The 23,829-nt window shown below is 36.7% G+C and carries 22 protein-coding genes and 2 pseudogenes; 19 read left to right on the top strand and 5 right to left on the bottom strand.

Annotated elements, in window-relative coordinates:
* The first annotated feature begins 36 nt into the window (after positions 1-36).
* The 15 genes and pseudogenes from ODQ17_RS02140 (at position 37) to ODQ17_RS02070 (ending at position 15,963) form a co-directional block, all read left to right on the top strand.
* A complete protein-coding gene (locus ODQ17_RS02140) occupies positions 37-1,431 on the top strand; it encodes a methylenetetrahydrofolate reductase C-terminal domain-containing protein (RefSeq protein ID WP_322901441.1) in 1,395 nt (464 codons plus the stop codon).
* 168 nt (positions 1,432-1,599) lie between these two features.
* Positions 1,600-1,722, top strand: a complete 123-nt coding sequence (locus ODQ17_RS02135; protein ID WP_013197824.1) for a hypothetical protein — start codon at positions 1,600-1,602, stop codon at positions 1,720-1,722.
* A gap of 42 nt (positions 1,723-1,764) precedes the next feature.
* A pseudogene (locus ODQ17_RS02130) lies at positions 1,765-1,926 on the top strand (helix-turn-helix domain-containing protein); the annotation flags it as partial.
* 178 nt (positions 1,927-2,104) lie between these two features.
* Entirely contained in the window at positions 2,105-2,656 is a 552-nt protein-coding gene (locus ODQ17_RS02125) for a hypothetical protein (RefSeq protein WP_322901439.1), read from the top strand.
* A 174-nt stretch (positions 2,657-2,830) separates the two neighbouring features.
* Entirely contained in the window at positions 2,831-3,259 is a 429-nt protein-coding gene (locus ODQ17_RS02120) for a hypothetical protein (RefSeq protein WP_035331565.1), read from the top strand.
* Positions 3,260-3,458: 199 nt separating this feature from the next.
* Positions 3,459-4,178 carry a response regulator transcription factor gene (locus tag ODQ17_RS02115; protein WP_322901437.1) on the top strand — a complete coding sequence of 240 codons (720 nt, stop codon included), beginning with the start codon at positions 3,459-3,461 and terminating at the stop codon, positions 4,176-4,178.
* Between the two features lie 91 nt (positions 4,179-4,269).
* Positions 4,270-5,730, top strand: a complete 1,461-nt coding sequence (iaaH, locus tag ODQ17_RS02110; RefSeq protein WP_322901435.1) for an indoleacetamide hydrolase — start codon at positions 4,270-4,272, stop codon at positions 5,728-5,730.
* Positions 5,731-6,428: 698 nt separating this feature from the next.
* The gene (locus tag ODQ17_RS02105) at positions 6,429-7,490 is read left to right on the top strand and encodes an HlyD family secretion protein (RefSeq protein WP_322901433.1); all 1,062 of its coding nucleotides are present in this window, start codon (positions 6,429-6,431) and stop codon (positions 7,488-7,490) included.
* A gap of 24 nt (positions 7,491-7,514) precedes the next feature.
* Positions 7,515-9,062, top strand: a complete 1,548-nt coding sequence (locus tag ODQ17_RS02100; protein WP_322901431.1) for a DHA2 family efflux MFS transporter permease subunit — start codon at positions 7,515-7,517, stop codon at positions 9,060-9,062.
* A gap of 188 nt (positions 9,063-9,250) precedes the next feature.
* Positions 9,251-10,039 (top strand): hypothetical protein, encoded by a 789-nt coding sequence (locus ODQ17_RS02095; RefSeq protein ID WP_171065166.1) that lies wholly within the window; start codon positions 9,251-9,253, stop codon positions 10,037-10,039.
* Positions 10,036-11,622, top strand: a complete 1,587-nt coding sequence (locus ODQ17_RS02090) for a GH3 family domain-containing protein (protein ID WP_322901429.1) — start codon at positions 10,036-10,038, stop codon at positions 11,620-11,622. Before ODQ17_RS02095 ends, ODQ17_RS02090 begins: the two co-directional genes overlap by 4 nt.
* Complete coding sequence (locus ODQ17_RS02085; protein ID WP_322901427.1) at positions 11,619-12,947, top strand: TolC family protein; 1,329 nt, start codon at positions 11,619-11,621, stop codon at positions 12,945-12,947. The genes ODQ17_RS02090 and ODQ17_RS02085 overlap by 4 nt, the downstream gene beginning before the upstream one ends.
* Positions 12,940-14,103 carry a hypothetical protein gene (locus tag ODQ17_RS02080; RefSeq protein ID WP_322901425.1) on the top strand — a complete coding sequence of 388 codons (1,164 nt, stop codon included), beginning with the start codon at positions 12,940-12,942 and terminating at the stop codon, positions 14,101-14,103. Before ODQ17_RS02085 ends, ODQ17_RS02080 begins: the two co-directional genes overlap by 8 nt.
* A 232-nt stretch (positions 14,104-14,335) precedes the next feature.
* Complete coding sequence (gene surE / locus ODQ17_RS02075; protein ID WP_322901424.1) at positions 14,336-15,307, top strand: 5'/3'-nucleotidase SurE; 972 nt, start codon at positions 14,336-14,338, stop codon at positions 15,305-15,307.
* An 11-nt stretch (positions 15,308-15,318) separates the two neighbouring features.
* Positions 15,319-15,963 carry a hypothetical protein gene (locus ODQ17_RS02070; RefSeq protein ID WP_322901422.1) on the top strand — a complete coding sequence of 215 codons (645 nt, stop codon included), beginning with the start codon at positions 15,319-15,321 and terminating at the stop codon, positions 15,961-15,963.
* A 34-nt stretch (positions 15,964-15,997) separates the two neighbouring features.
* Here ODQ17_RS02070 and ODQ17_RS02065 read toward each other — a convergent pair whose 3' ends face one another.
* A complete protein-coding gene (locus ODQ17_RS02065) occupies positions 15,998-16,438 on the bottom strand; it encodes an HD domain-containing protein (protein ID WP_322901421.1) in 441 nt (146 codons plus the stop codon).
* Between the two features lie 167 nt (positions 16,439-16,605).
* The gene (locus ODQ17_RS02060) at positions 16,606-17,082 is read right to left on the bottom strand and encodes a hypothetical protein (protein ID WP_322901418.1); all 477 of its coding nucleotides are present in this window, start codon (positions 17,080-17,082) and stop codon (positions 16,606-16,608) included.
* Between the two features lie 1,384 nt (positions 17,083-18,466).
* Between ODQ17_RS02060 and ODQ17_RS02055 the strand changes: the two genes are divergently transcribed.
* The 3 genes from ODQ17_RS02055 (at position 18,467) to ODQ17_RS02045 (ending at position 20,639) form a co-directional block, all read left to right on the top strand.
* On the top strand, positions 18,467-19,030 hold the full coding sequence (locus ODQ17_RS02055) for a TetR/AcrR family transcriptional regulator (RefSeq protein ID WP_322901416.1): 564 nt from the start codon (positions 18,467-18,469) through the stop codon (positions 19,028-19,030).
* A 191-nt stretch (positions 19,031-19,221) separates the two neighbouring features.
* Positions 19,222-19,794 carry a DUF6037 family protein gene (locus ODQ17_RS02050; RefSeq protein ID WP_322901414.1) on the top strand — a complete coding sequence of 191 codons (573 nt, stop codon included), beginning with the start codon at positions 19,222-19,224 and terminating at the stop codon, positions 19,792-19,794.
* A gap of 38 nt (positions 19,795-19,832) precedes the next feature.
* Positions 19,833-20,639, top strand: coding sequence for a DUF4145 domain-containing protein (locus ODQ17_RS02045; protein ID WP_322901412.1), 807 nt, complete (start codon positions 19,833-19,835; stop codon positions 20,637-20,639).
* Between the two features lie 67 nt (positions 20,640-20,706).
* Here ODQ17_RS02045 and ODQ17_RS02040 read toward each other — a convergent pair whose 3' ends face one another.
* Positions 20,707-21,582, bottom strand: coding sequence for an alpha/beta hydrolase family protein (locus ODQ17_RS02040; RefSeq protein WP_322901410.1), 876 nt, complete (start codon positions 21,580-21,582; stop codon positions 20,707-20,709).
* 214 nt (positions 21,583-21,796) lie between these two features.
* Positions 21,797-22,432: a 3'-5' exonuclease gene (locus ODQ17_RS02035; protein ID WP_322901408.1), complete on the bottom strand. Its 636-nt coding sequence runs from the start codon at positions 22,430-22,432 to the stop codon at positions 21,797-21,799.
* 130 nt (positions 22,433-22,562) lie between these two features.
* On the opposite strand from ODQ17_RS02035, the pseudogene ODQ17_RS02030 reads away from it, so the two are divergent.
* Positions 22,563-22,658 (top strand): annotated as a pseudogene (locus ODQ17_RS02030) (hypothetical protein); the annotation flags it as partial.
* Between the two features lie 43 nt (positions 22,659-22,701).
* On the opposite strand, the gene adeT1 reads toward ODQ17_RS02030, so the two are convergent.
* Entirely contained in the window at positions 22,702-23,697 is a 996-nt protein-coding gene (adeT1, locus tag ODQ17_RS02025) for a putative multidrug efflux protein AdeT1 (RefSeq protein ID WP_322901406.1), read from the bottom strand.
* Between the last annotated feature and the right edge of the window lie 132 nt (positions 23,698-23,829).

The raw sequence follows: 23,829 nt of genomic DNA, 5'->3' as shown, positions 1-23,829 counted from the left end.
TATGATTGATGTCATGTTTTGATCAGCACTTTGCCTATGTCACACGTTTCTCCCTGCTTCCAGCAAAACCAGTTTTTTGTGTTGGTGGAATATCTCACTTCACTGCATGAAATTTATCCTGTGAAACATGAGTTTGCAGGATATCCGGCTGCAATGACATTGGCAGATCGCGTACATTCAGATCATGATATTGCGCCGCTTGAAGCCAGCAAAAGTTACCCTGACTCAATCGATAAAGTCTTACACTTTTCAGGTAAGGCCCGAGACATACAAGACTTCGAGCGATTTTTAGAACAAGCTCAAGCAGCCAATATTCAAAACTTGTTATTGCTTACAGGCGATAAACTCAAAGAACATCATAATGGTCGAGATGGACAACCTCGTAGCCGATACCTAGAGTCGGTAAACGCCGTAATGGCTGCCAAGCAACACGGCGGGTTTCGTATTGGGGTTGCTTTTAACCCATTTAAATATGTTGAAGCTGAGCGTGATGCACAGTATTTAAAACTGCATAAGAAGATTAAAGCAGGTGCCGACTTTATCATTACCCAATTGGGCTATGACATCGAAGCCTTAAAACAAGCCAAATCATTTTTAACGCAGCATGCTTATTCGCAGCAAATACTGGCTTGTGTCATGCCACTGACTTTGGGCCGTGCCAATTTTATGGTGAAGCATAAAGTCGCTGGTATTGTAATTACTCCGCATATGCTAAAAGTTTTGGCAGATGAAAAACAGGCAGGCCATACAGACCGAGTTTATTTGCGCTGTGCTTTACAGATTTTAATATGTAAACATTTAGGGTTTGCAGGAATTCACTTATCTGCTTGTCATAAGCCCGAAGAGCAAATGCTGCTTGAAAGCTACATCGAGCAATACCGACATTTGGAGCTTAAAGCCTTAGACGAGCTTTGGAATTCACTTTGGCAGGTCACGTCAGGCAAAGAGTTTTCGCCTGAAATTACTCGTTTTTCACGTCAACCAACCTCTAAACAATTAATTAAATATCGCCAACTGCATGTTATGCATGAAGCAATGTTTGGATCAAAAATTGCTAAAGGTGTTGGACGGTTTATTTTTAAAGCGTCCTTTTGGGAAAATGCTTTGATCGCCAAACTCTTACTTAAAACAGAAGTGCTGAGTAAACATAGCCTAGTGGGCTGCGAAAGCTGTGGTCAGTGTCGCCTAAGCGATACTTTATATATTTGTCCTGAAACGTGTCCAAAAGGTTTAGCCAACGGGCCTTGTGGCGGTACAACTTTAGACCGCTGTGAATTTGGTGACCGTGAATGCATTCATTCAGTCAAAGCAAGGCTTGCTAAAGCCCTTGAACAAACTGAAATATTAAAAGAAAAACTCATTCCAACTGTACCAATTGAAACCAGAGGAACCAGTTCTTGGAAAAATTGGTATTTAGCGACTGAGGCTTAAGTTTTGTATAACTTCCTTGATTTGATTTTGTTAAAAAACTAATTCACATGCTAAAGCACGGCAATAATTTAAAAATAACAATTGTTTGGCTTAATTATGTTCAATCAAGATGACTACCGAGGAGTATACTTAAAGCGAATCTTTTGCGTTAAAAGGAAAGCTGTCTCAATGAAAAAGTTGGTTGCTGTACTTGCTGTAATTGTTGTTTTAACTGGATGCGTTTACGACCCTGTTAATTACGACAAAATACACGACCAAGAGTTCCAAGACCACCTCAGGCAAAACGGTTAGTAATAAAAAGCCCACTCAATGAGTGGGTTTTAGTTTTTAAAAAGCGCACTGCACCATTTGAGTGACAAACAGATTCATACCTTCGCACAAAAACTCTCACAACATCCTGATTTAGCAAGCCAGTTTGCAGTCAAAGGTGAAAGTTACGATCAACTCGCAGCATGTATAGCTGTAAAACTTAGCAATCCAGCTCAGGTCAAATAACGGGAACCGTATCCAAGTAATTTGGATTCAAAGGCTTATTGCGGGGGGCAGCTTTTAGAAACAGGTTTTTTTAATTCCTTGTTTATTTATATGAATTAGCTGAAAGTATATATTGTATTTATAAGCTAGCTTATTGTTTACTTCATTAGGAAAATATTCTTTCTTAGAAGTTAATAAAATGAAAAATTATTTAATAGGGTTAGTTACTGCTTTAGGTTTAACTGGATGTGTGGCTTTACCAAACATCGACTATTCACAGCAAAAAGTTGAACGGTTTAATCCAGTTAAGAATTGGATTAGTGTAGATTCTGCTTCAGTTAAAGATATACCTAATGGTAATGAAATCTTTAAGTTGAAAGGGGGGAGCGAAGTTTATGTGTTCAGATATCAAGACGAATGGGCATTAATAAATCCAAATTCTCATACACAACAGTGGATTGATACTAAGTATTTATGTAGTTTTTCTGGTTGTTATACTCCTCCAATTATTTTTAGAAACGCTAAAAGTAGTTTTAATAACAGGGAATCTATTTACTCAATTCAACAACGTGAGCCTAAAACGTATAGCAATACTAAAACTAGAAGTACCTCTACTACTCATACTTCAAGAACCTATAGTCAAACTACTAATAATTCTTGTTATTGTACTTCTGGTACATATTGTGTTGGGCCTAGAGGTGGACATTATTGCCTTAATAGCACGGGTTCTAAAAGATATCTTCCAAGATAGATAGAGCAAAATTTGGAAAACCCTGCTAAATAACGATTATTATCGTTTTTTTATTTTATATACAGGTTATTTGCATTTAAAAACTAGGTCTATTTGATATAATTCATGAAAATATCAAAGGTTATAAAAATGGATAAGCCTTTTCCACTATTTTGTAATGAGTGCATTAATTTTATGAATAGAATATTATTATCTTTTATAAGTTTATTAATTATTAGTCCAGTGTACAGTGCTGATGATTTTTTCGAAAAAAAACCTTCTATTTTAATTGCTAAAGATGAAGAGGCTCAAAATACTAAAAGTGGTGAGAGTGTTGTTTTTTTTGAGTCAGCAATGCAACAAAAAATAGATCGTACAAATCAACTTTTTAGAAGGGCTGAGCGAGATAAAGATGTTCTATTCCAAACGTCAAATATGACTGATTATGATAAATCACAATATTACAGAGAAAATAAGTTTGCTAATTATAGAGGTTATTCACCATACATTGAATCTACACCTAATAGAAAAGTAATTTCAGAAAAAGAATATGAACAGCTAATGGAGCAAAAAAGAAAAGAGAGAAAAGTTGATCGAAGCCTTTGGTACCTATTAGATAAGTAATTTTAGAAGATAAATTTCAATAGTTAAAAGCGGCATAGTAAAACTAGAAAATTAATATTTTTACGAACAAAATATAGCTATTACCTACCAAATCAAAAAATAGATATGTTATAGAAAAGGATAGGATGGGTATTAAGTTCAAAGGAAGCACTTAACCGATCTTCTTAAAATTCGATGGATTTCGTTAAATAGGTAGACGATGACCGCACTTTTAGAAAAGGATTTCAGCCCGTCTGAGTTTATATTGTTTTCTGAAATATTATGGAAACTTGGCTCAGGAAAAGGACAATATAATTTACGTGAAAATATCATTGCAGATATTGCCATCTTGTTACGGGCTGATTTTGCCGCGTCTTATATTTGGGATTCAACACATAATTTATCGAGAGAAGGTGTGATATGGAAAATCGACCCAAAAGCGATGGAGGACTATGAGAGTATTTGGCAATTTGATGACCCCATTACTGCACAGCTTCATAAACTCCAGAAACCAACATTTGTAAACGAAGTTATGCCTCTCGCAGACCTGAAAAAAACAGGCTATTACAATGAGTTTTTAAAAACCTATGGTTTGTATCACGGTATAAATATTTATTTTGTTCGAAATGGTATAGATATTGGCGATTTACGTATTTGGCGTGCAAAAGACGCCGACATGTTTGGTGAACGTGAAAAAAGAATCTTAAATCTGCTTGAACCTTATTTTACCCAAGCCTTACCACTAGATTTGTCAACACAATATGGTCTGACTCCACGTGAACAAGAAGTGGTTCATTTAGTCTCTAAAGGCTTAAGTGATAAAGAGGTGGCAAATTTACTTGATATTAGCTTTACCACATTAAGAACCCATCTGAACAACTCTATGAGAAAAATAGGCTGTAATAATCGCACTGAAATGACTTTACTCATTCAACATTAAAACAAAGCAATCCTCAATTTTGAGGATACGAATTATCGAGCAATTTGTACTAAGTTCTTAAGATCACAACTTAAATGGATTTTAAGTCACCATGTCAAATGCAGTTGAAAAAAATAATTGGATTGAGTTACAGGGTTTAGCAAATGCTCCAGTAGATGCCATCACTAAACTGATTCATGAAAGAAAAGTATCTTGTGAAGAACTCGTGCATCACTACTTTGCCGCTATTGAAAAACAAGAGTCTTTAAATGCATTTATTAGCACAGATAAAGCTTCAGCAATTCAACAAGCTCAATATTGGGATGAATATCTACTTAGTGGAAAACCATGTCCAGCTTTAATGGGCATTTTAATTGCGGTTAAAGATAATATTCATGTTGCTAGTTTCTCAAATAGTGCAGGTACACCAGCTTTAGCTGATTTTAAGCCTAAAAGCTCCGCACCGATTATTCAAAAGCTCATTGACCACGGCGCGATCATTGTTGGTAAAACCAATATGCATGAATTGGCCTTTGGGGTAACCGGTTATAATACTGCCATGCACATTGAAGGTATCGTGGGTACACGAAATGCCGTCAATCCATTGCACATTGCTGGCGGGTCTTCTTCAGGCAGCGCTGTGGCTGTTGCCGCTGGAATGGTTCCGATTACGATTGGTACAGATACGGGTGCTTCTATTCGTTTGCCAAGTGCCTTAAACGGTTGTGTCGGCTTTCGTCCAACGGTAGGAAGATACTCACAAGACAGTATTACCCCAATTTCACATACGCGGGATACGGCTGGTCCTATTGCACACACAGTATCTGACATTATTTTAATTGATCAGCTTATTACTCAAGAGCCAAAAAAAGAACCATTGCAGCCTCATCAAATTAGGCTCGGCATCAATCCATATTTTTGGAATCATTTAGATGAAGATGTTCGTGAGCAGGCTCATATTGCGCTTGAGCTTTTAAAAGAGGCAGGAGTCGAAATTATTAATGTCGATATGCCAAATTTAGAACAGCTCAATCATGCGATTTCATTTCCAGTAGTCGTCTATGAAGGCAAATATGACCTTATTCAATATTTAAAACATCATCATGTCAATTTGACTATTGAGAATGTAGTTGATCAAATCTCAAGCCCAGATGTACAGGCCATTTTTAAACAGAATATTCTTCCCCAATTAATTCAAGATCAGGCTGGTCAACTTGTTCCCGTTTTACCTTTGTATGAAAAAGCCATCAGTGAAGCTCGGCCACAATTGCTTGAACTCTACCAAAACACATTTAAAGCGCATAACTTAAATGCTTTATTACTTCCGACATCACCGATTGTTGCACCACTCGCAAATGAACAATCCAATTCAATTGAAAATTTCCAGACACTAATTCGAAATACGGACCCCGGCAGTAATATCGGATTACCAGGGTTGAGTTTACCCATTGGAAAGGGAGCGAAATCGAAACTACCAGTTGGATTAGAAATTGATGGTTTACCTCATCATGATAGTGAAATACTTGCGATTGGGGTGACTTTAGAAGAAATATTTAAGGTTTTAAATAAGTAAAAAAATAAACCGATAATTCTCTATTTTTTAAATAAAAAAGAGTTAAAAGTAACTCTTTTTTAGATTAATTTTGTTTTTGAATATTGATTGGTTTCTTAAAAATAATTTGGATTTGGTCTGAAAATTTTTTATGGTATTCCACTTAATATGATTAATTATAAATATATTGAAAATACATATTTAATAAGCTGTGCTTTACTATGGTCGATAAATATGCATATTTATATTTTATGCTTCTATCAATATTATAAAAATTCTCGAATAATTTCTTTTAATTACATATTGCTTTAATTAAATCAACATAAGTCATACAAAGTAAACGCTAGTTTTTAATATTAATGCAATAAATTTTTCTACCAATTAATCACTTTTACATAAATAATTATATTTACAAGTTGCTGATTTTATTTGTTTAAATTAATTTTTAAAGAAAGTTTTTATAATTAAATTTTTTAGAAAATATAAAATTACATAATTTTTAAACATATTTTTTATAGTATGCCGTGTATTGGCATAAATAGAAAAAATATATGTCAAAACGGTCAATGATATTTAATAGATTTAAGAACCATAATTTGCACCAAATTTTACGCTGTCACGATTCATTGAATAAACCAAGTGAAAAGTTACGTAAAAAAGACGCTAATAGTTTATTGGTGTAAATAAAAAATCGAATATTACAAATAAACGGAATGAATATGGATAACGTAGCTCAGCTAGAAACTGACACTAATTTCCAAAGTCGAAAGAAAATAACTTGGGGTGTTTTTAGTGTCCTGCTGTTATTTTTAGTCGCAGGCATTATATATTATTTTTTTGTATACCGATTTTATCAATCTACTGATAATGCTTATGTGCAAGCCGATGTGACTTGGGTCATGCCAAAGATTTCAGGCGAAGTGATTGAGTTATTAATTAACGATAATCAGTTTGTAAAGAAAGGGGAAACTTTGGCGGTATTAGACCACCGCGATTACCAAGCTCGTTATGATCAGGCGAGTTCTGTCGTCAGCTTAAAAGAAGCTGCGCTTGGTGTACAACAACAAAATGAAAAGTCTGCTAAGTCGTCAATTACCGAAGCAAATAGTGGTGTAGTGGCAGCACAAGCCGATTTAACTCGCTTAAGAAAAGAGTTCGAGCGTTATCAAGACTTATTAAAAGATGGCGTGATTACCCGACAAAACTTTGAGGGTGTTCAGTCTCAATATTTAACCGCTCAAGCACAGCTCAGTAAAGCACAAGCCGCCGTAAATGCAGCAGAAGCTCAGTTAGGCAGTTTACAGGCCAGTCGAGCACAGCTTTTAGCAGATATTCAAAGTGCTCATGCAAATTTAAACCTGTATCAGGTCGATTTGGCTTCCTCAAAAGTGGTGAGTCCTGTTTCGGGTAAGATCGGTAGTCTTGCAATTCAAAAAGGCTCACGTGTTTCCCCGCAAACTCGTTTAATGGCGATCATTCCTGAAAATAGTTTGTATGTACAAGCCAACTTCAAAGAAACCCAAATTGAAAAAATGCATATTGGTCAGAAAGTTGAACTCAAACTTGATGCCTATCCAAGCCTAACCTTTAGCGGAAAAATTGAGAGTTTTTCACCAGCATCAGGCGCAACTTTCTCACTCATGCCACCAGACAATGCCACAGGAAACTTTAACAAAGTTGTTCAACGTATTCCTGTACGTATTGCTATAGATTCAAGCCCGCATATCGATTTGATAAAACCTGGTATGTCGGTCAGTGCCACCGTTGACCTAAGAACTTAATAATAAAATTTTAGGTAATAAGAAATGAATAAGCACGTTGACGCCGAGTGGATGTTTCCCGCAAAAACGGCATGGGCAATTTTTGCTGCCATGATTTTTGGCAACTTTATGGCGATTCTTGATATTCAGATTGTGGCGAGTTCTTTAAACGAAGTTCAAGCTGGAATGAGTGCAAGTCGTTACGAAGTCACTTGGGTGCAAACGGTTTATTTAATTGCCGAGATTATTGCAATTCCAATGTCGAGTATTGTCTCGCGGGTGCTTTCAACACGGGTGTATTACACCATCTGTGCAATTGGTTTTACGGTCAGTTCTTTACTTTGTGCGTTGGCATGGAACTTAGAAAGTTTATTGGTTTTTCGTGGCATTCAAGGTTTTATGGGTGGCGGCATGATTCCGACCTCCATGACGGCGTTGTACTTACTTTTCCCTGAAGCAAAACGTTCATTGCCTTTGGTCATGTTTGGAATGATCAGTACTTTAGGGCCTGCCATTGGCCCAACCATTGGCGGCTGGTTAACCAATAATTTCTCATGGCACTGGATGTTCCTGATTAATATTATTCCGGGCATTATCATTGCTACGGTCATTTACTCGGGTCCAAATATCGACCGCGCGAACTATTCACTCATCAAAAGTATGGACTGGTTTAGCCTCGTTGGTATGGCGATGTTTTTGGGTGGGCTTGAATATTTCCTTGATGAAGGCGCACGGCATGACTGGCTTGCAGACACAGGCGTTCGTATTGCTTTCATGATCTGCGTTGTGGGCGGCATGATTTTCTTCTCTAGAAGTTTTACCCAGCCTAAACCTTTGCTCGATTTATCCGTATTTAAAAATAAAAACTTTACCTTAAGTGCTATCACAACTTTTGTGATTGGTATGGCGCTCTATGGCTTGGGTTACATGATTCCCGTGTTTCTTGGGCAAGTCCGTGAAATGAACAGTAGCCAAATTGGTCACGTCATGATGGTGACAGGCATTGTGATGTTCTGCTTTGCGCCATTTCTTGCGTGGCTGATTCCCAATTTTGATACCCGAAAAACCGTATTTGTCGGAATGATTTTGGCGGGCTTTGGTGTATGGCTCAATTCACATTTGAGCATTCACAGTGATTACGACTTTATGTTCTGGCCGCAAATTTACCGTGGTATTGGCCTCATGATCTGCCTGATTGTGGTGTCGCATTTAGCCATGAGCACTTTGCCACTCAGTAAAGTTGCCGATGCCAGCGGTATTTATAACCTGATGCGTAATATTGGCGGAGCGGTTGGGCTAGCACTGATTAACTCATCATTAGACTGGCTGACTGCGCTACATGTCACCCAGATTAATCAGTCGATGACACCGCAAAACTGGATTTTTACAGAAAGACTAGATCAACTCACGGCGCAATATCAGGAAGTCGGTGCAAATGCACAGCAAATCGCACTCAGTGTGATTTATCGCGACATTCATTTTCAGGCACTGACATCGAGTTTTAACGATTTATTACGCATGCTCGCAATCATCATGTTTGTGACCGCATTTTTAACCATCTTTATGGATCGGGGGAAGAAAATGAACATGTAGCGATTTAGAAATAAAGAGCAGCTTTCAAAGAATGAAAAACAATAGGGCATATCAAAACGTATCCCTTCATAGAAAAAGAACATTGAGATGAGTTTTCTAAAATCGGTTGATGAGATCGGGGAACTCGCAAATTAGAGGTGGAAGGTTAAAGGATTATGATTAATACAACGTATAAACTAATTTCAAAATTGAACCTGAAAAACACAACTTATGGTCAATATTTTGAAAAAGAGCAAATCGATACTGAGCGATTAAAAGTGATGTATTCCATTTACGAACAGTATTATGAAAATACGAGATTTTCTATTTTCGTAGATGATTTCCAAAATAAAAGTGGTGCAATCTTAATTTTTGATTCACAAACAAATGAGATTGTGGGCTTCTCTACCGTTGTGGTGCAGCATTTCTACTTAAACGGTAAGGACTACACCGTATTATTTAGTGGTGATACGGTCATTTTGAAGAAGTTTTGGGGTACGCGTAGTCTACAAAGTACCATGCTCAAACTCATGATCAAGTTAAGAGTGAAATATCCATTTAACGAACTCTATTGGCTCCTGATTTCTAAAGGCTATAAGACCTACCTGCTACTCGCCAATAACTACTATGTTTATTACCCAAACATTAAAGATGAAAATCAGCATCTCTCGGAAGTCGTCGAACACTACTGTGAGAAATTCTTTGGCGAATATTATGACAAAGATGCGGGCCTGTTAAATTTTGGAGATGACTATCAACCATTAAAAGGTGAGGTCGCACCAATTACTGCCGAAATGAGAGAAAAGAACCCAAATATTCATTTCTTTGAGCAGTTGAATCCGACATGGAAAGCAGGCACAGAACTGCCATGTATTGGTCGATTAGGCTGGAAAGATATTGCCCGTTTCCCAGTGAAACTCATCACTAAGCCTACAAGTAAAGGAAAATTTGAAGCCTGTGTAACGTCTAAAACAAAACGTAGAGAGGCCATCCAATGAAATCTAATGAATGGCTGACGCTTGGCTCGCATTTAATTTTAAAAAAATGGTGTGATGCATCTGACCGTAATTTCCAAAAACAGTTTAACGCTTTAGAAGCGACACAACGTCAAATTTTGCATTCAATTTTACAGACCTCTACGTTTGCGAAAGATAAAAAAGTTCAAAACTATGATCAGTTTGTAAAATCATTTCCTGCGACACGTTATGGCGCATGGCGTGAAGACATTCAACGTTACCGTGAACAAAAGCTTTCACTCTCAAGCAGTAAACTAGTTCGTTTCCAGCCGACCAGTGGTTCGAGTGAACAAATTAAGTTTATTCCATACACCAAGTTGTTTTTAGATGAGCTTGACCATGCGATTGCACCATGGATGGCGAGTTTATACCGTAAATGTCCACAGCTCAGTTCGGGCACACATTATTGGTCGGTGTCATGGTTACCTGAAAGCCAGCGTGAAGTTTTAAAAGATAAAAACCTAAATGATGATAGTGCACTACTCGGTGTAGGTAAGAGAATTTTGTCTAAATTTACTCAAGCCGTTCCAAGTAACGTCGCCTTTGCAGCCAATGCCGACGATGCACTGTTTGCCACCATTTGTTATTTGGTCGCAAACCGTAACTTAGCCATGATTTCGGTGTGGAGTCCAACGTTTGCGCTGCAATTGCTTGAACGTTTGGAGTTGCTACAACAAGACGTGATTGAGGTTTTACAAAGTGGTTCATGGGGTAACCGTCAGGCTTCATTAAAAGAAGTCACTGCACCGCATAGTCCTGAAAGTGCTCAAGCCTTAATTGCAAGTTCAAACGGCGAACAGATCGACTTTAAAAAGCTCTGGCCAAAGTTAAGTTTAGTGTCGAGTTGGGATACCGCAGGTTCAAAAGCTTGGGCCGAAAAATTACAAGAGAAATTACCCAGTGTTCAGTTTGAAGGCAAAGGGCTATGGGCGACTGAAGGTGTCGTCACGATTCCCTACAACGACCAATATCCGCTGGCCTACCAAAGTCACTTCTACGAATTTGAATATTTAGAGGGTGAGAAACAAGGGCAAATCATTCCGTCGTGGCAGCTTAAACAAGGCGATGTGGTGAGCCCACTCATTACTTCAGGTAATGGCTTACTTCGTTATTGTCTGGATGATTGCTTACGTGTCACTGGCTTTATAGAGCAAATTCCGTGTTTTGAGTTCCAAGGCCGCCGTTTTGGGGTCGATCTGGTCGGTGAAAAACTCGCGCCTGAAACAGCTCAACAGTTGTTGTCTCAGTTGAATGAATCCGAGTCAAAAGCGATTTCTTTACTGGCGATTGATACTCAACAACAGGTTAAACCATTTTATTGCGTGCTTTTTGAAGGCGACATTCATCACAGCATTAGCAATGAATATATCGACAGTATTTTGCGTCAAAACTTCCATTATGAACTTGCTCGAAACTTGGGGCAACTCGACCAACCTCAAATCCGCCAAGCCAATAATGGGTGGAATGCCTATAAAAAACTGGTCATGTTTGATGGCATTATCGAAGGCAATATCAAACCTGAGCCACTCAAAAAAGTCACCCTCAATAGTTTGGAACAACTATGAAAGGGATGAAGTCATTTAATACTCGGTTTTTAACACTTCGACACGCCTTGTATCTAGGCGTGTTGGTTATGTCGAATACGCATGCCATGACTTTAGATGAGGCTTTATCTGCCAGTTTAAGACATGAAAGTCAGCTTGAAGTCAGTCGTTTAAGCGTGAACCAGTCCACCGCTATGCTGGAACAAGCCAAACAGCGTGATGGACTCAAAGTCAATTTAGTCGGGCAATTGGACTATGAAAGAATAGATACACCTTCACACGTCCTGTTTCCAACCGAAGGAAACCGTAAAGGCCGAAGTTTGCAATTGCAGGCAGATTATCCGATTTATACGTCTGGACGACACCGTTTAGGAATAGATGTTGCCGAAAGTCAACTCTCGGCACAAAATCAAGGTTTGTCAGATCAACGATCTGAAACCATTTTAAATACTGTCATGCTCTATACCGACGTATTAAAAAAGAAAGCCATTTTAGAACTCAGACAAAAGACCATGGCAAATCTGCAAAGGTCTTTATATGAGTCGAAACGCCGTTTTGATGTAGGGATGATTACACGTGCAGACTTAGCCCAAGTTTTGGCGCAAGTTGCTCAAGGCCAAGCCGATATTACGCAGGCGCAATCTAACTTAACTGTAAGTGAAGCGCAGTTTTACCAAGTAACGGGTGTAACGCCTGAAAACCTTGTCGCGATAAAACAACTGCCAGTTATTCCGGCTAACTTAGATGAAATTTTGGCACAAACTAAGAATCATCCAGCTTTAATGCGTAGCAAATACGAAAAGCAGGCTGCCGAGAAACAATATGCTTTAACTAAACGGGAACTCTGGCCAACGGTCATGCTCACCAGCCGTGCCGGAAAGCAAGATGAAGCAAGTTATATTGGTTCTGAAAGTAATAACTATATGGTTGGGGTGCAGTTGAATGTACCGCTCTATGACGATGGCTTAAATCGGGCCAACGTCAAAAAAGCACAGGCCGATATTGATTTGGCTAACCAAAAAACCCGAAGTCTTGAACTAGATTTGAATAAGCGTACACGTACGACCTATGCACAGCTTCAAACCATTCGACAAAATAAAGAAGCACTGGCAAATGCTATAGAGGCAGCGTCTATTGCCTTTGTCTACACACGTAAAGAGTTTGATGTCGGCACCAAAACCACCTTTGATTTGCTCAATACCGAGCAAAAGTTACTTGATGCAGAAACTCAGAAAACTGTGAATGACCAAGACGAAGTGGTGTTTGTCTATCAGTTACTCGACCAAATGGGGCGTTTAAATAACTTGGTTCCCGTTCAGACCGTACAACAGGTGAATAATGAATAAAACAAATCCACCACTTGCTGACAATACCCTGATTACCCGTGAAGCAACTTTGACAGATGATCAGGCTTTACGAGACTTAATCGCCGTACCGATGACCACCAAAGGCATACAAATTAGCTTTCAGCGCGAACCGAGTTATTTTAAAGCGTCTGACATTGTCTATCGTCATAAACTGCATGTTGTGGTTGAAGACACCGAAAGTCAGAAAAATGTCGCTTGTTATAGCAATGGTTACCGCCCATGTTATGTCGATCGGAACATTCAAAACTTACGGTACGCAGGTGACTTACGGGTAGATCATAACTATCGCGGGAAATCACTGGTGAAGGTTCTAGCAAAGCATGTAAAACAGACCATGCATGAACCGAACTATAGCCAAATGATTATTTTTGATGATAACCATGCCGCACGCGCTGCCATCCAAACGGGTAAAACGGGAATGCCTGATTATTATGACGAAGGGCTTATAGAGACACTAAGCCTGACGAGTACTGGCGCAAAAAGAAAAATCACGGCTTTTTTAAAGCAGACTTCTCAGCAGAGTGACATTCAAGAGATCCGTACATGTGTTGCCGAAGCTCAGCATGTGGAAGCCATGAATCAGTTTATTGGCGACATGGCAGAGTTTTATAACTTTATTCCTGCCTATAACTTTGAAGAACTGGCCCAAAGTCATCAGTATTTTTCAGGGATAAAACTCTCAGACTTTTCACTTTATTTTAAAGGTGAAAAGCTGGTGGGCATGTTTGGTTTATGGGATCAGCATAGTATTAAGCAAACTAAAATTTTGCATTACAGTTCAGTCATTGGAGTTTTTAGACCCGTTTATAACTTGTTGACTCCGCTAACTAAGGGCATGCGTTTGCCTAAACTAGGTGACTCTATTCAGTACCATGTGCTACATACGCTTATGTGCCATCCCGAAGATTTGGCTTTACACCATAAAATGCTTGAAGATGCCTATAACCAGTCAAAACAGCAGGGCGTTGGTGTGGTGAGTTTTACGCTTTCCCATAAAGACCCGCGCTATCAGTTAAACCAGTTTTATAAAGGTGAACGCTTAACGGGTATGCATGGTTTTATTAGTTATGAGGGCGACCCAAGACCACATTTTGATAAAAACTTGATTCCATACTTAGAAGTTGGCCGTATTTGATTTAAAGCTTGAATTGATACTTTGAATGAAGCCCGCGAAAGTGGGTTTTGTTATTTTGAATATGAGCACTGAAGGTGAAGATCAGTTTATAAAAGAAAATATAGCAATAATTTATAATATAATTATTTAATTTTTAATGGAAAATTATTTTAATTTTTATTAATGCTTAGTCACTAAACGTACATATAGCGCAACTACTATACAAATCGAAATTTAAGAACATGGTAGTTAAGTGATGAAAAAAAGTTTATTGGGCGGCCTTATTCTGTCTTTGTGTACAACTCCAGCTTTTGCGTTAAATATTTTATTGGTTAACGATGACGGTCTAACCAGCAATGTCAAAGCACTCTATGATGAATTAAAAGCAAATGGCCATAGCGTGCTTGTGTCTGTACCGTGTTCACCACAAAGTGGTCGCGGTGGCGCAATTGTGATGTACAGCTCAACAACGATTACCGCGGATAATGATAAGCAAATTTCGGCTGAAAATGGTTGTCACAATGGTGCAGCACCAATAGGTGCACCTGCTGCGGGAACCTTTACCAAAGCGGGTTATACCAATGGTGACTGGAACTACACGCATGGCACACCAGTCATGGCAACAGTTTATGGACTCGATGTAGTTGTACCAAAACGCTGGGGTAAAGCGCCAGACTTAGTGTTATCTGGCCCGAATGAAGGACAAAATGTCGGAAAAGTCGTTGTGCACTCTGGCACGATTGGCAATGTACAATTTTCGGCAGGACGTGGAATTCCATCTATTGCCTTAAGCGCCGATACCAACACGGTAGATGACAAAACTTTAAACAACCCTAACTCCGCAATTGTGGCAAAACAAACCGTAATGTTATTAAAAGAATTACAAGCTAAGGCAGGTAAGGGCCAATTGTTGCCAAAAGGCATTACCTTAAATGTGAATTTTCCTAAAAATTTAACGACCAGCACACCTTTTGCTTTTTCCAAAATTGGGACGTATGACTTATACAAATTGAAATTCCAAGTGACCAAAGACAATAAAGGTAATAACCAATTTGGTTTAGGAATTGATGCGGCACCATCAGCGCCAACTGCCGCACAAATGTCTGATGAAAGCGCTGTAATGCAAAGCAAAATTGCTGTGACTGCAATGCAAGTTGCTTACGATCAGCGACCAGCAGCTCAAGAATGGCTCAAAATTCGTTTAAAAAACCTATTTAACAAGTAAGGGAGAAGACCATGAAACGTTGTTTGTTGGTTTTACTCCTTGGGCTTGGCTTGGCGGCTTGTAATGACAATGATCATGATGACCAAGTCTCGACTGAAAAACCTGCCTTAGCTCCGAGCTTAGATGTCGGTACTTATATTATTAGCACCGAAACTGATGAAGAGTTACCAATGGCGGGTAAATATTATTCTGGTGCAGATGGTTCTAAATTATTGGTTTTAGATGATGACGAAAATCGTGCCAAAATTGTGATGAGCTATGACGCAAAAACCAAAGCTTGGCAGAGCAATCAGTCTAATCAAGCGATGACCGTTGAATTGGCTCATTATGAAAAAATTGATGATCAGAAAATTATGCTGAATCAATTGGTCGGCAATTATGATTTATCTTTTCCAGATGGAACAACGGTAAATGCCGAGGTCAATGCACAAGGCAAAATTGTCTCGAAAGACTCAAATTGTGTGTTTACAGGTGTTATTACTGAAAGTGCATTAGCGAACACAGCAAACTATCAACTGACCGATAACAAGTGTGATGCGCTAAAAAACAACTCAAAAGGTTATGTTGTGGTAGATGAAGACTTAGAACCTATGAGTTTTAGACTTGTATCTGACACAGTTGCATCAAAAGACATTTGGGCATTTGCACAATCTTAAAAATAAAAGGCAACGGATTTATTTCGTTGTCTTTTCATTCCAACCTATCTTGTGCCGTTGAAACAATTAGCATGGTTTGTAGGTAATAATCTACACGTGAGTGATTATTGTCCTTATGCGAGTTATGCGCATTAAAGGCTGCATCATGAAGTTTCACAACTCGAGCGATCGGATTTGAACTACAACGAATTAAATATTCTTCGCGTGTTTCACTTTCCCGTTTAGTTAATGCATCAACGGCATCACGGACTTCTTTTCCAAATAAGCTTTCGATTTTGTCTAGGGTAAGGGGTGTGTCTTCAACGCTATCGTGTAGAAGGGCTGTAATAATATAGACTTCTGAAAATTGGTGTTCAATTAATGAATTGACCACACCTTTAATATGGTAATCAAAGTAATCATGAGGACCATACTTTTGACCTTGATGCGATTCTTTTGACAATTTCTCTGCTAATTCAACTTTATTTTGCGTCATTTTTTGCTCTTATCACTTTAAGTATATAACACGGCCTAATTGGGGAGATTAGTCGCTTAAACACAATTTTATACTGAATATTCAAATGAGGCATATATAAAAAGCAGCCTCGAAATGAGACTGCTCATTTTTAAGTGAACGATGAATCGGGGTATTCTTCATAAGCTTTAAATATTTGATAAATTGAATGAGCTATTACCGCCCGTTAAAGCGACGTTCGTACCATTGATTAATAGAACAGGTTTATTTCCACCAATATTAGTTACGGCTAAGCTACCAAACCACCAATTGTTATGTCCAACATAGTGACCTTGAGCGAGATATACGGGAATGGAAGCCGACGAAGTTTGCAAATTAACGCCAAAGTAGAAGTTAAGCTTACTAGGGGTGTCGCCACTACTTTGACTATCAGCAAACATGTGACTACCTTTTTGTAATAGTTCAACATAACTATTAGCAACCTGAGAAGAGCCGCTACGGTCACAGTCTAAAGTGATAGTCCAAACATTTCCTTTTTTAGTAATGGAGGGCGGCGGTTCACAGGTTTCGCCATCTGTATATACAACAGAACCATCAATATATGTGATATTGGTTAATAGCCCAGTATCATCAGTAATAACAACAGTGTTGGATGAAGTTGACATGATTAAATCCTCTTAAATTATGTTTTATCCAATCGCTTTATTTTATTGTTTATAAAAGTAATCGCGCTGGATGCTTTGTCTGGTATTTTAAATACCATTGGTTATAAAGTGTTTAAAAGTATGATTTATTTATATGCCTTAGACTTATATTTTATCTTTATTAAAATATCATTTGAGTTGATTTATTAATATTACATTTATTCAAAATCAAATCGTTTTTGATACAAATTGTTTTTTATTGGGATTTTTTCACTATATTGTTTTTGGATGTGGGAAGGTTTTTATTTTTTAAAAAGAAAGATAATTTTTAATTAAAATATGACCAATATTGATAATTAAAGCACTAAATAAAAATAACTTTATTGTTTGATCTGTGTTATAAGCATTTGATGTTTTTAATATTTATATTGTGATTTAGTCTGATTAAATTTGTAGTGTTATTATTAAGTTGTATTAATATTTCAATTTAAAAATTTTTATAGGTTTTAATTAGGTAGTGTTGTAATAAATATTAATAATTAAAAATAAAAGGTATTTTATTTGAAATAATTATTTAGATAGAAATATTTATAAATATTAGTGCTGTGCTGATAAAGTCCTTTAATTTTATAAATTATGTCATTAATAGGTGGGGTGTGGTTATTAATTGCTTAAATAATCTAGAATATTTTTTATTTGTTGATATAGACTCATAAAAGAAAATAGATGCTCAAAATTTAAGCAGAACTAGACCTTAAGTTTTTGAAATTTTAAACTTTAACTTAATGATATAGGGGTAGATTAAAAATATTACTTAAGAATTTTCTTAATTATCTAATTAAATGAAAAATAATAACTATTTAAATAATTTCTAGCCAATTTCACATTGACACCTCAAATATTGGAGATTACCATTTGCGGGCTGGCCTACATTGCCAGTCGGTTGTCGCAGACCGTATTAAGACCGCATCAGGATTATTTCTTCTGAGGAATAGTTTTGTGTGTAAGCTCCTCGTTCCCTCCCGTAGCGGTAGGACGGGAGAGGGACACCCTCGGGTGTGCTGGATGTCTTAACCAGTCTGCGAACCCTCTTCCGTTCTGCCACCATAATTCTAATGTCTTGGCAGAACTCCATATATAAGGAGTTGGCTTTGCACATTCATCATTTCTTGGCACCTATTGCCAAAAGCTATAACGACACAGCTTAAAACCATTAAAGCAGCTTGATCGCCGTAAGGCTTTTTCAGGCTTTAACTCGTTATTACTTAAAACTTAGACAATTAAAACTTGAGATGTGCTGTGCACAGTCTTTACGGCTTTGCTATGCCTTTTTTTCTCCCAAAAAACGGCAGCGGTTTTTATATCTCATTTATATACAACAATAATTTTTTATAACGGTAAAACTATGCCACATTTAGTTCTCCCAACACGTGCATTAAAAGTCGTAAATAAAGCAATTGAGTTATTTCAATACAACGGATTTCATTTAGTCGGCATCGATAGACTTGTGAAAGAGTGTGAAATTCCAAAAGCAACTTTCTATAACTACTTTCACTCAAAAGAACGGCTGATTGAAATCTGTTTGATTGTGCAAAAAGAACGATTAAAAGAAAAAGTGGTTTCTATTGTTGAATATGACCATGACACAAACGCAGCCGATAAACTCAAAAATCTTTATCTTTTACATGCAGACCTAGACGGGCTGTATTACTTATTATTTAAAGCCATTTTTGAAACAAAACTAACCCATCCAAAAGCCTACCAAACCGCCGTGCGTTACAGAACATGGCTCATCAACGAAATTTATAGCCAGCTTAGAGCACTTAACCCCGATGTTTCTTTTACCGATGCCAAACTATTTCTATATATGATTGAAGGTGCCGTCATTCAGCGTTTAAGTTTGGGTGAAGTTGATGAAAGGGTGTTGGAGGTGTTTTTGAGGGGGGTATCTAATACGAAAGTTAAGTAGCTTTATCACTTGTTGGTGAAATATATTATATTGATTAATATAGTTATGAATATAAATGTTTGTAATTGTACTTAATAAAAGCGGTAAAGACAGATACATAGCAATCTTGCTTTTGTTAAAGTTTGGTTTGACCTATTTAAGATGAATGAAGTTATAAGGCTTCAGAATAATGGGAAAGAGAGAATAATTAAATGCAATTAACTGGTTTAATTCCTTTGTTTGAAAGTATGAAAAGTCTAAAAATTCAGCGTTATAAATTTGAGTTTAAAAGAAATAATATAAGTTTTGATGTGATATTTTTTACAGATAGTTCTCCATATATTTTATTATTTGGCGCTCGTGGTCATAATTTTAGTTTTGAAATCGAAGTTCATAAGGGTTTTATAATTAAAACTATGTTGGATAAAGAAACTTTTAAAAAACTACGTGAAGTCTTAGGTTTGAAGTTTGACCCAAACAATAAATTTAGTATGAATGCTTTTTTTGAAGATTTTAATAAACAAATACCATCTATTGCTAATTTTAAAAATATTCCAAAACCACATGAAATAGCTTTATATAGACGAGACGTTGAAGAATCTCATAAGATATATTTTATGGGGTGGTGGGATAATACAATAAGAGGTGAGTCTGTAACTGACAAAAATTTAGAAAAAACAAAAAGGTTGTTAGGCTATAAAACATATTTAACCTGTAAATCTAAAAATCTTAGTAGTCGTTGGACAGATCAAGAGCATTTAGCTAAAGAATTCTTTAATCCTTAAATATTATTACTAGATTTACAATAAAAATCAGGATATTAATGTTATATCTTGATTTTTATTATTTAACTATGATTCCTAAATTTTTCAAAAGAAAATTCACATTAAACGATAGTGTAACCTATTTATGTCCAACATGTAATGATTTTACTTTGCAATTACAACCGCAAAAATTCCATTCAGAGGATACATCTGGAACAAAAAAAATGCAGTCTAGTGATGATTATTATGAACCTGAATATTTTAGTTGTGTATTTAGTGCCGTTTTTATCTGTAAAAATTCAAAATGTAAAGAATCGGTTGTATGTTTAGGTGATGGATATGTTGATTTTGATGAAGGTGTAGACTCATACGGTGATTACGATAGAAGTTACTTTAATGTATATGTTCCAAAAGTATTTATGCCGACAATTCATTTTTTTAATATTCCTGAAAACTGCCCAGAAAGTGTAAAAAAACCTTTGATTGAGGCATTTTCTCTGACTTTAAAATCCCCTAGCTCAGCAGCTAATAAAGTTAGGGCTGCTATTGAGAATTTACTAACGATATTTGATGTTCCTGAAACAAAAATAAAAGAAGGAAAAACAACTTTTTTAAGTTTGCACAATAGAATTGAAAAAGCAAAAGACTATCACCGTAGCTTAGCTGAACTTGAAAAATTATTTCTAGCAATAAAATATTTAGGGAATGCGGGTAGCCATTCTCTTTCAAATATAACAGTTGAAGATGTTTTTAATGCTTATGAGTTTATAAATCATATATTAGATGAAATTTATTTACCTAAACAAAATCTGCAAGCTTTAGCACAAAAAATTATTGATCAGAAAGGCCCTATTAGTAATAACTAAGTGGAAAAAAGTCCATCTAAATCTAATGATGGACTCTAATCTCAAAAGCATAAGTTCTTCACTTAATTTACATATTCAAAGTATTTTCCAAAAATGAATCACTTTTAGTTTTCCAGACATTAGCAGGCACAGGATGTTTAGCATCCTGAATAAGTTCTAAGGTGTTTGGAATACCTTTACCATCGAGTAATTGATGTAGATGAATACTTTGTTTTGGGTCAACAATTTGATCTTTGGCGCTAACCAATATAAGAGTAGGTGGATATTGAGACGAAATCGTTAGCGATGATCTTGCAGTGGATGCCATTTCTATATTTTTCTCAGTAGTAATCGATTCATTTATCTCATTCATAACATTTGACGGTAGTGTTCTAGTGTTAGAACTCCACTCGGCATACATACCTTTAAAGTCATAAAATCCAGATACCAAAATCAAAGCGTTTATCTTTCCAGAGTTAGCTACTACATTCGCTATAGAGGCACCACAACTAATACCAACTACTGCAACTTTGTTTGAATCAACATGAGGTTGTGATCGAGCAAAATTAATGGCTTGAACAAGATTATTTTGTGAAGCTTTACCACAAAAATCTGATTTCCCAGATGACTCACCATATCCACTCATAGATACAGCAACACTGAAAAAGTTCTTTTTACTATATTCATTTAACAAGCCTGAACTTACAAAGGCTTTAGCACCTTGTTTGTCTTTTTGAATACCATGTAAAAAGATAATTGCTGGATACTTTTTATCGGCTAAGAGGTCTGGTTCTTTCCAATAAATCTCAGTTGTTTGATTGTTTGCTGTTAAAAGTTGATGCTCTGCTTGCTTTGTATAAATATAAGGAAGAATAGATACACGAAAAAAGGCATAGAAGCCAATAACTAAAATTAAAGGAAGAATGTAGGAAAGGGCTATATTCTTTTTCTTCTTAGGAAGCATATAAAACTCTATTGTAGTTATTTATAAGTATGCGTGATTCTCTAACTATTGAAATTTAAAATCAATATATAAGTTTATTAATTGTTTTTGCTAAATTGAATTCCCTCCGAATGCGGAAAGGCTTCGATAGATTTTTGATATACGTCGAAAAATGAGATCTTAAATTTGTCATGAGGACACCTGTAAATTAGCAGGGAATGGCGCCTGTGGATTGCTATTTAAGTAGTAAGGATTGGGTAGCTATATTTTTTAGGTATTTCGGTACTCTCGATATAGTAAGTTTATTAATGGCTAACAATAAATCTTGATCAATGCTATTGAAGCCATATGTGTGACAAATATTCATACAAAGATAGTTAAATAATTGAGCCGTAACTTCAGCATCTGCTTCTGCACGATGAGCTGTGCCATTAAACTTAATATTAAATAAGTCTGCCAGTGCCCCAAGTCGATAACTGGGTTGATGAGGTAAAATACGGCGAGCAAGTTTCAAAGAACAAATGAGTCCATTGTGTGATGGATTTAACTCCTGTCGAATACTTTCTGCTTTTAGGAATTTCTCATCAAATCCTGCATTGTGAGCAAGTAAAGGATCTGTTCCAATAAAGTCCAATAGAGAAGGAATAACTTCTTCCACTAAAGGAGCATGATTAACCATATCTTGAGTAATACCTGTCAACTTTGTGATGTAGTATGGAACATTTACACCACAGTTTATTAATGAAACAAAACGCTCTGTGATTTCACCTTCTACAATACGTAAAGCCGCGACCTCTGTAATGCGATCGCCAGCCTCAGGGCTGACTCCTGTGGTCTCGAAATCAAGTACAATGATTGGCGAAACATTCATAAAACGCTTTCTCTATTAGAAATTAGGTATTAAAAGCACAACACTTTTCATCATAATAGCTTTAAGTCAAAGATAGCACTAAGTTAACTTATCTAAATATTGAAACTATATTAGTAAGTGATATGTTTAGCTGTTAGGTTATGCCGAGCACAGCCCATTTACACGGGCTTATAAAGAGTGGTCAGGTAAAACGCCACAACAAGCCCGCGAGGAAATGAATAACTGAGGGTAGAGCCTCTTAAAATAAGATGTGCATATATTTTGATTGTTCATTCATCGTTTAACGCACATTCAAAGTTACTCGGGTTTTCTTTACATCTTACCTTTTTCAAAAAATTCATCATTTTAGGGTCGTAGATACCAGCCTTGGTTAGCTGTATACGTGCCTCGCGCATCATTTTCATATAATTTACTTGTTCATTTTTAGGAATTTCCATCCAATATTTTGAAGGAATATCACTTTCATATTTAGCAATAATGCCAAACGTTCTATTGAGTTGGCTGGCTACCCAAGTCCGCGACTTTTGCCCAAAACCTGCTGGAAACTGGTCTTTACGAATAATGAAGTTCGCTGAAATTTGAGTTAAAGGAAAACGAATGATTGCTCCTTTTTCACCTAAACCTTTGTGTAGTTCAAAAGGTTTAAATGCCACAATAGGAGCGGGCACAATATCAATTTCATGATTATTAAACTTCGCACCAGCATTGGTGACATCTACAGATACAGCCTGACCTCCAACATGTTGAACAAGCTTTGGTTGCGCTTCATCATATTTAAATACCCCAATTTTTTTACCAGCAGCTTTAGCGAGTGTATTTATGCTTCTATCATTAACAAATAAATATGCAGGGCCAATAGTCCCTAAACCTGCAATTTCGTAAGGACCGACCACCATGTTTTTTGCGGCCATGGGTGAGGACAACAGCTTATAGGCATTAATCGCCGTTTTCATATTTGTTAATGCGCCCACTGCATCTAAAGATCCTGTATATTTATTAAATTGGCGCCCACGTAAGCCACTAATAATAGCGCCATCACATTTTCCAACTTTTAAGTCTTCAGTTGCAACGCGTTCATCAACATAGGCTTTTAAAGATAGATCAGCTCCCCAATTTTTGGCTTCAAGTGCATAATCTTTGGCTAAAGCGAAAGCGTCTCCCGATTTACCAATGGGGTCAAACACACAGACGACTTGTTGCTTGGCATAAAGAGTTGTTGTTAAACATGTGCTTGCAATAAGTAAAATAGTTTTAAAACGATCCATATTTAATTATCCATTATTTAAATTATAAAAATTATTTTATAAATCTGGGTTAGATTAGATATGACACTTCAATAAGAATTTAAAGAGAAAAGGTCAAAAGACAACTTTACTAGCTAATATCAGGTAATATGA

Source organism: Acinetobacter sp. IRS14 (genome assembly GCF_034650275.1).
In the GTDB taxonomy this organism is placed as follows: Bacteria; Pseudomonadota; Gammaproteobacteria; order Pseudomonadales; family Moraxellaceae; genus Acinetobacter; species Acinetobacter oleivorans.
The sequence above is the reverse complement of the archived record's forward strand: the minus strand, read 5'-3'. Positions and strand labels throughout refer to the sequence as shown.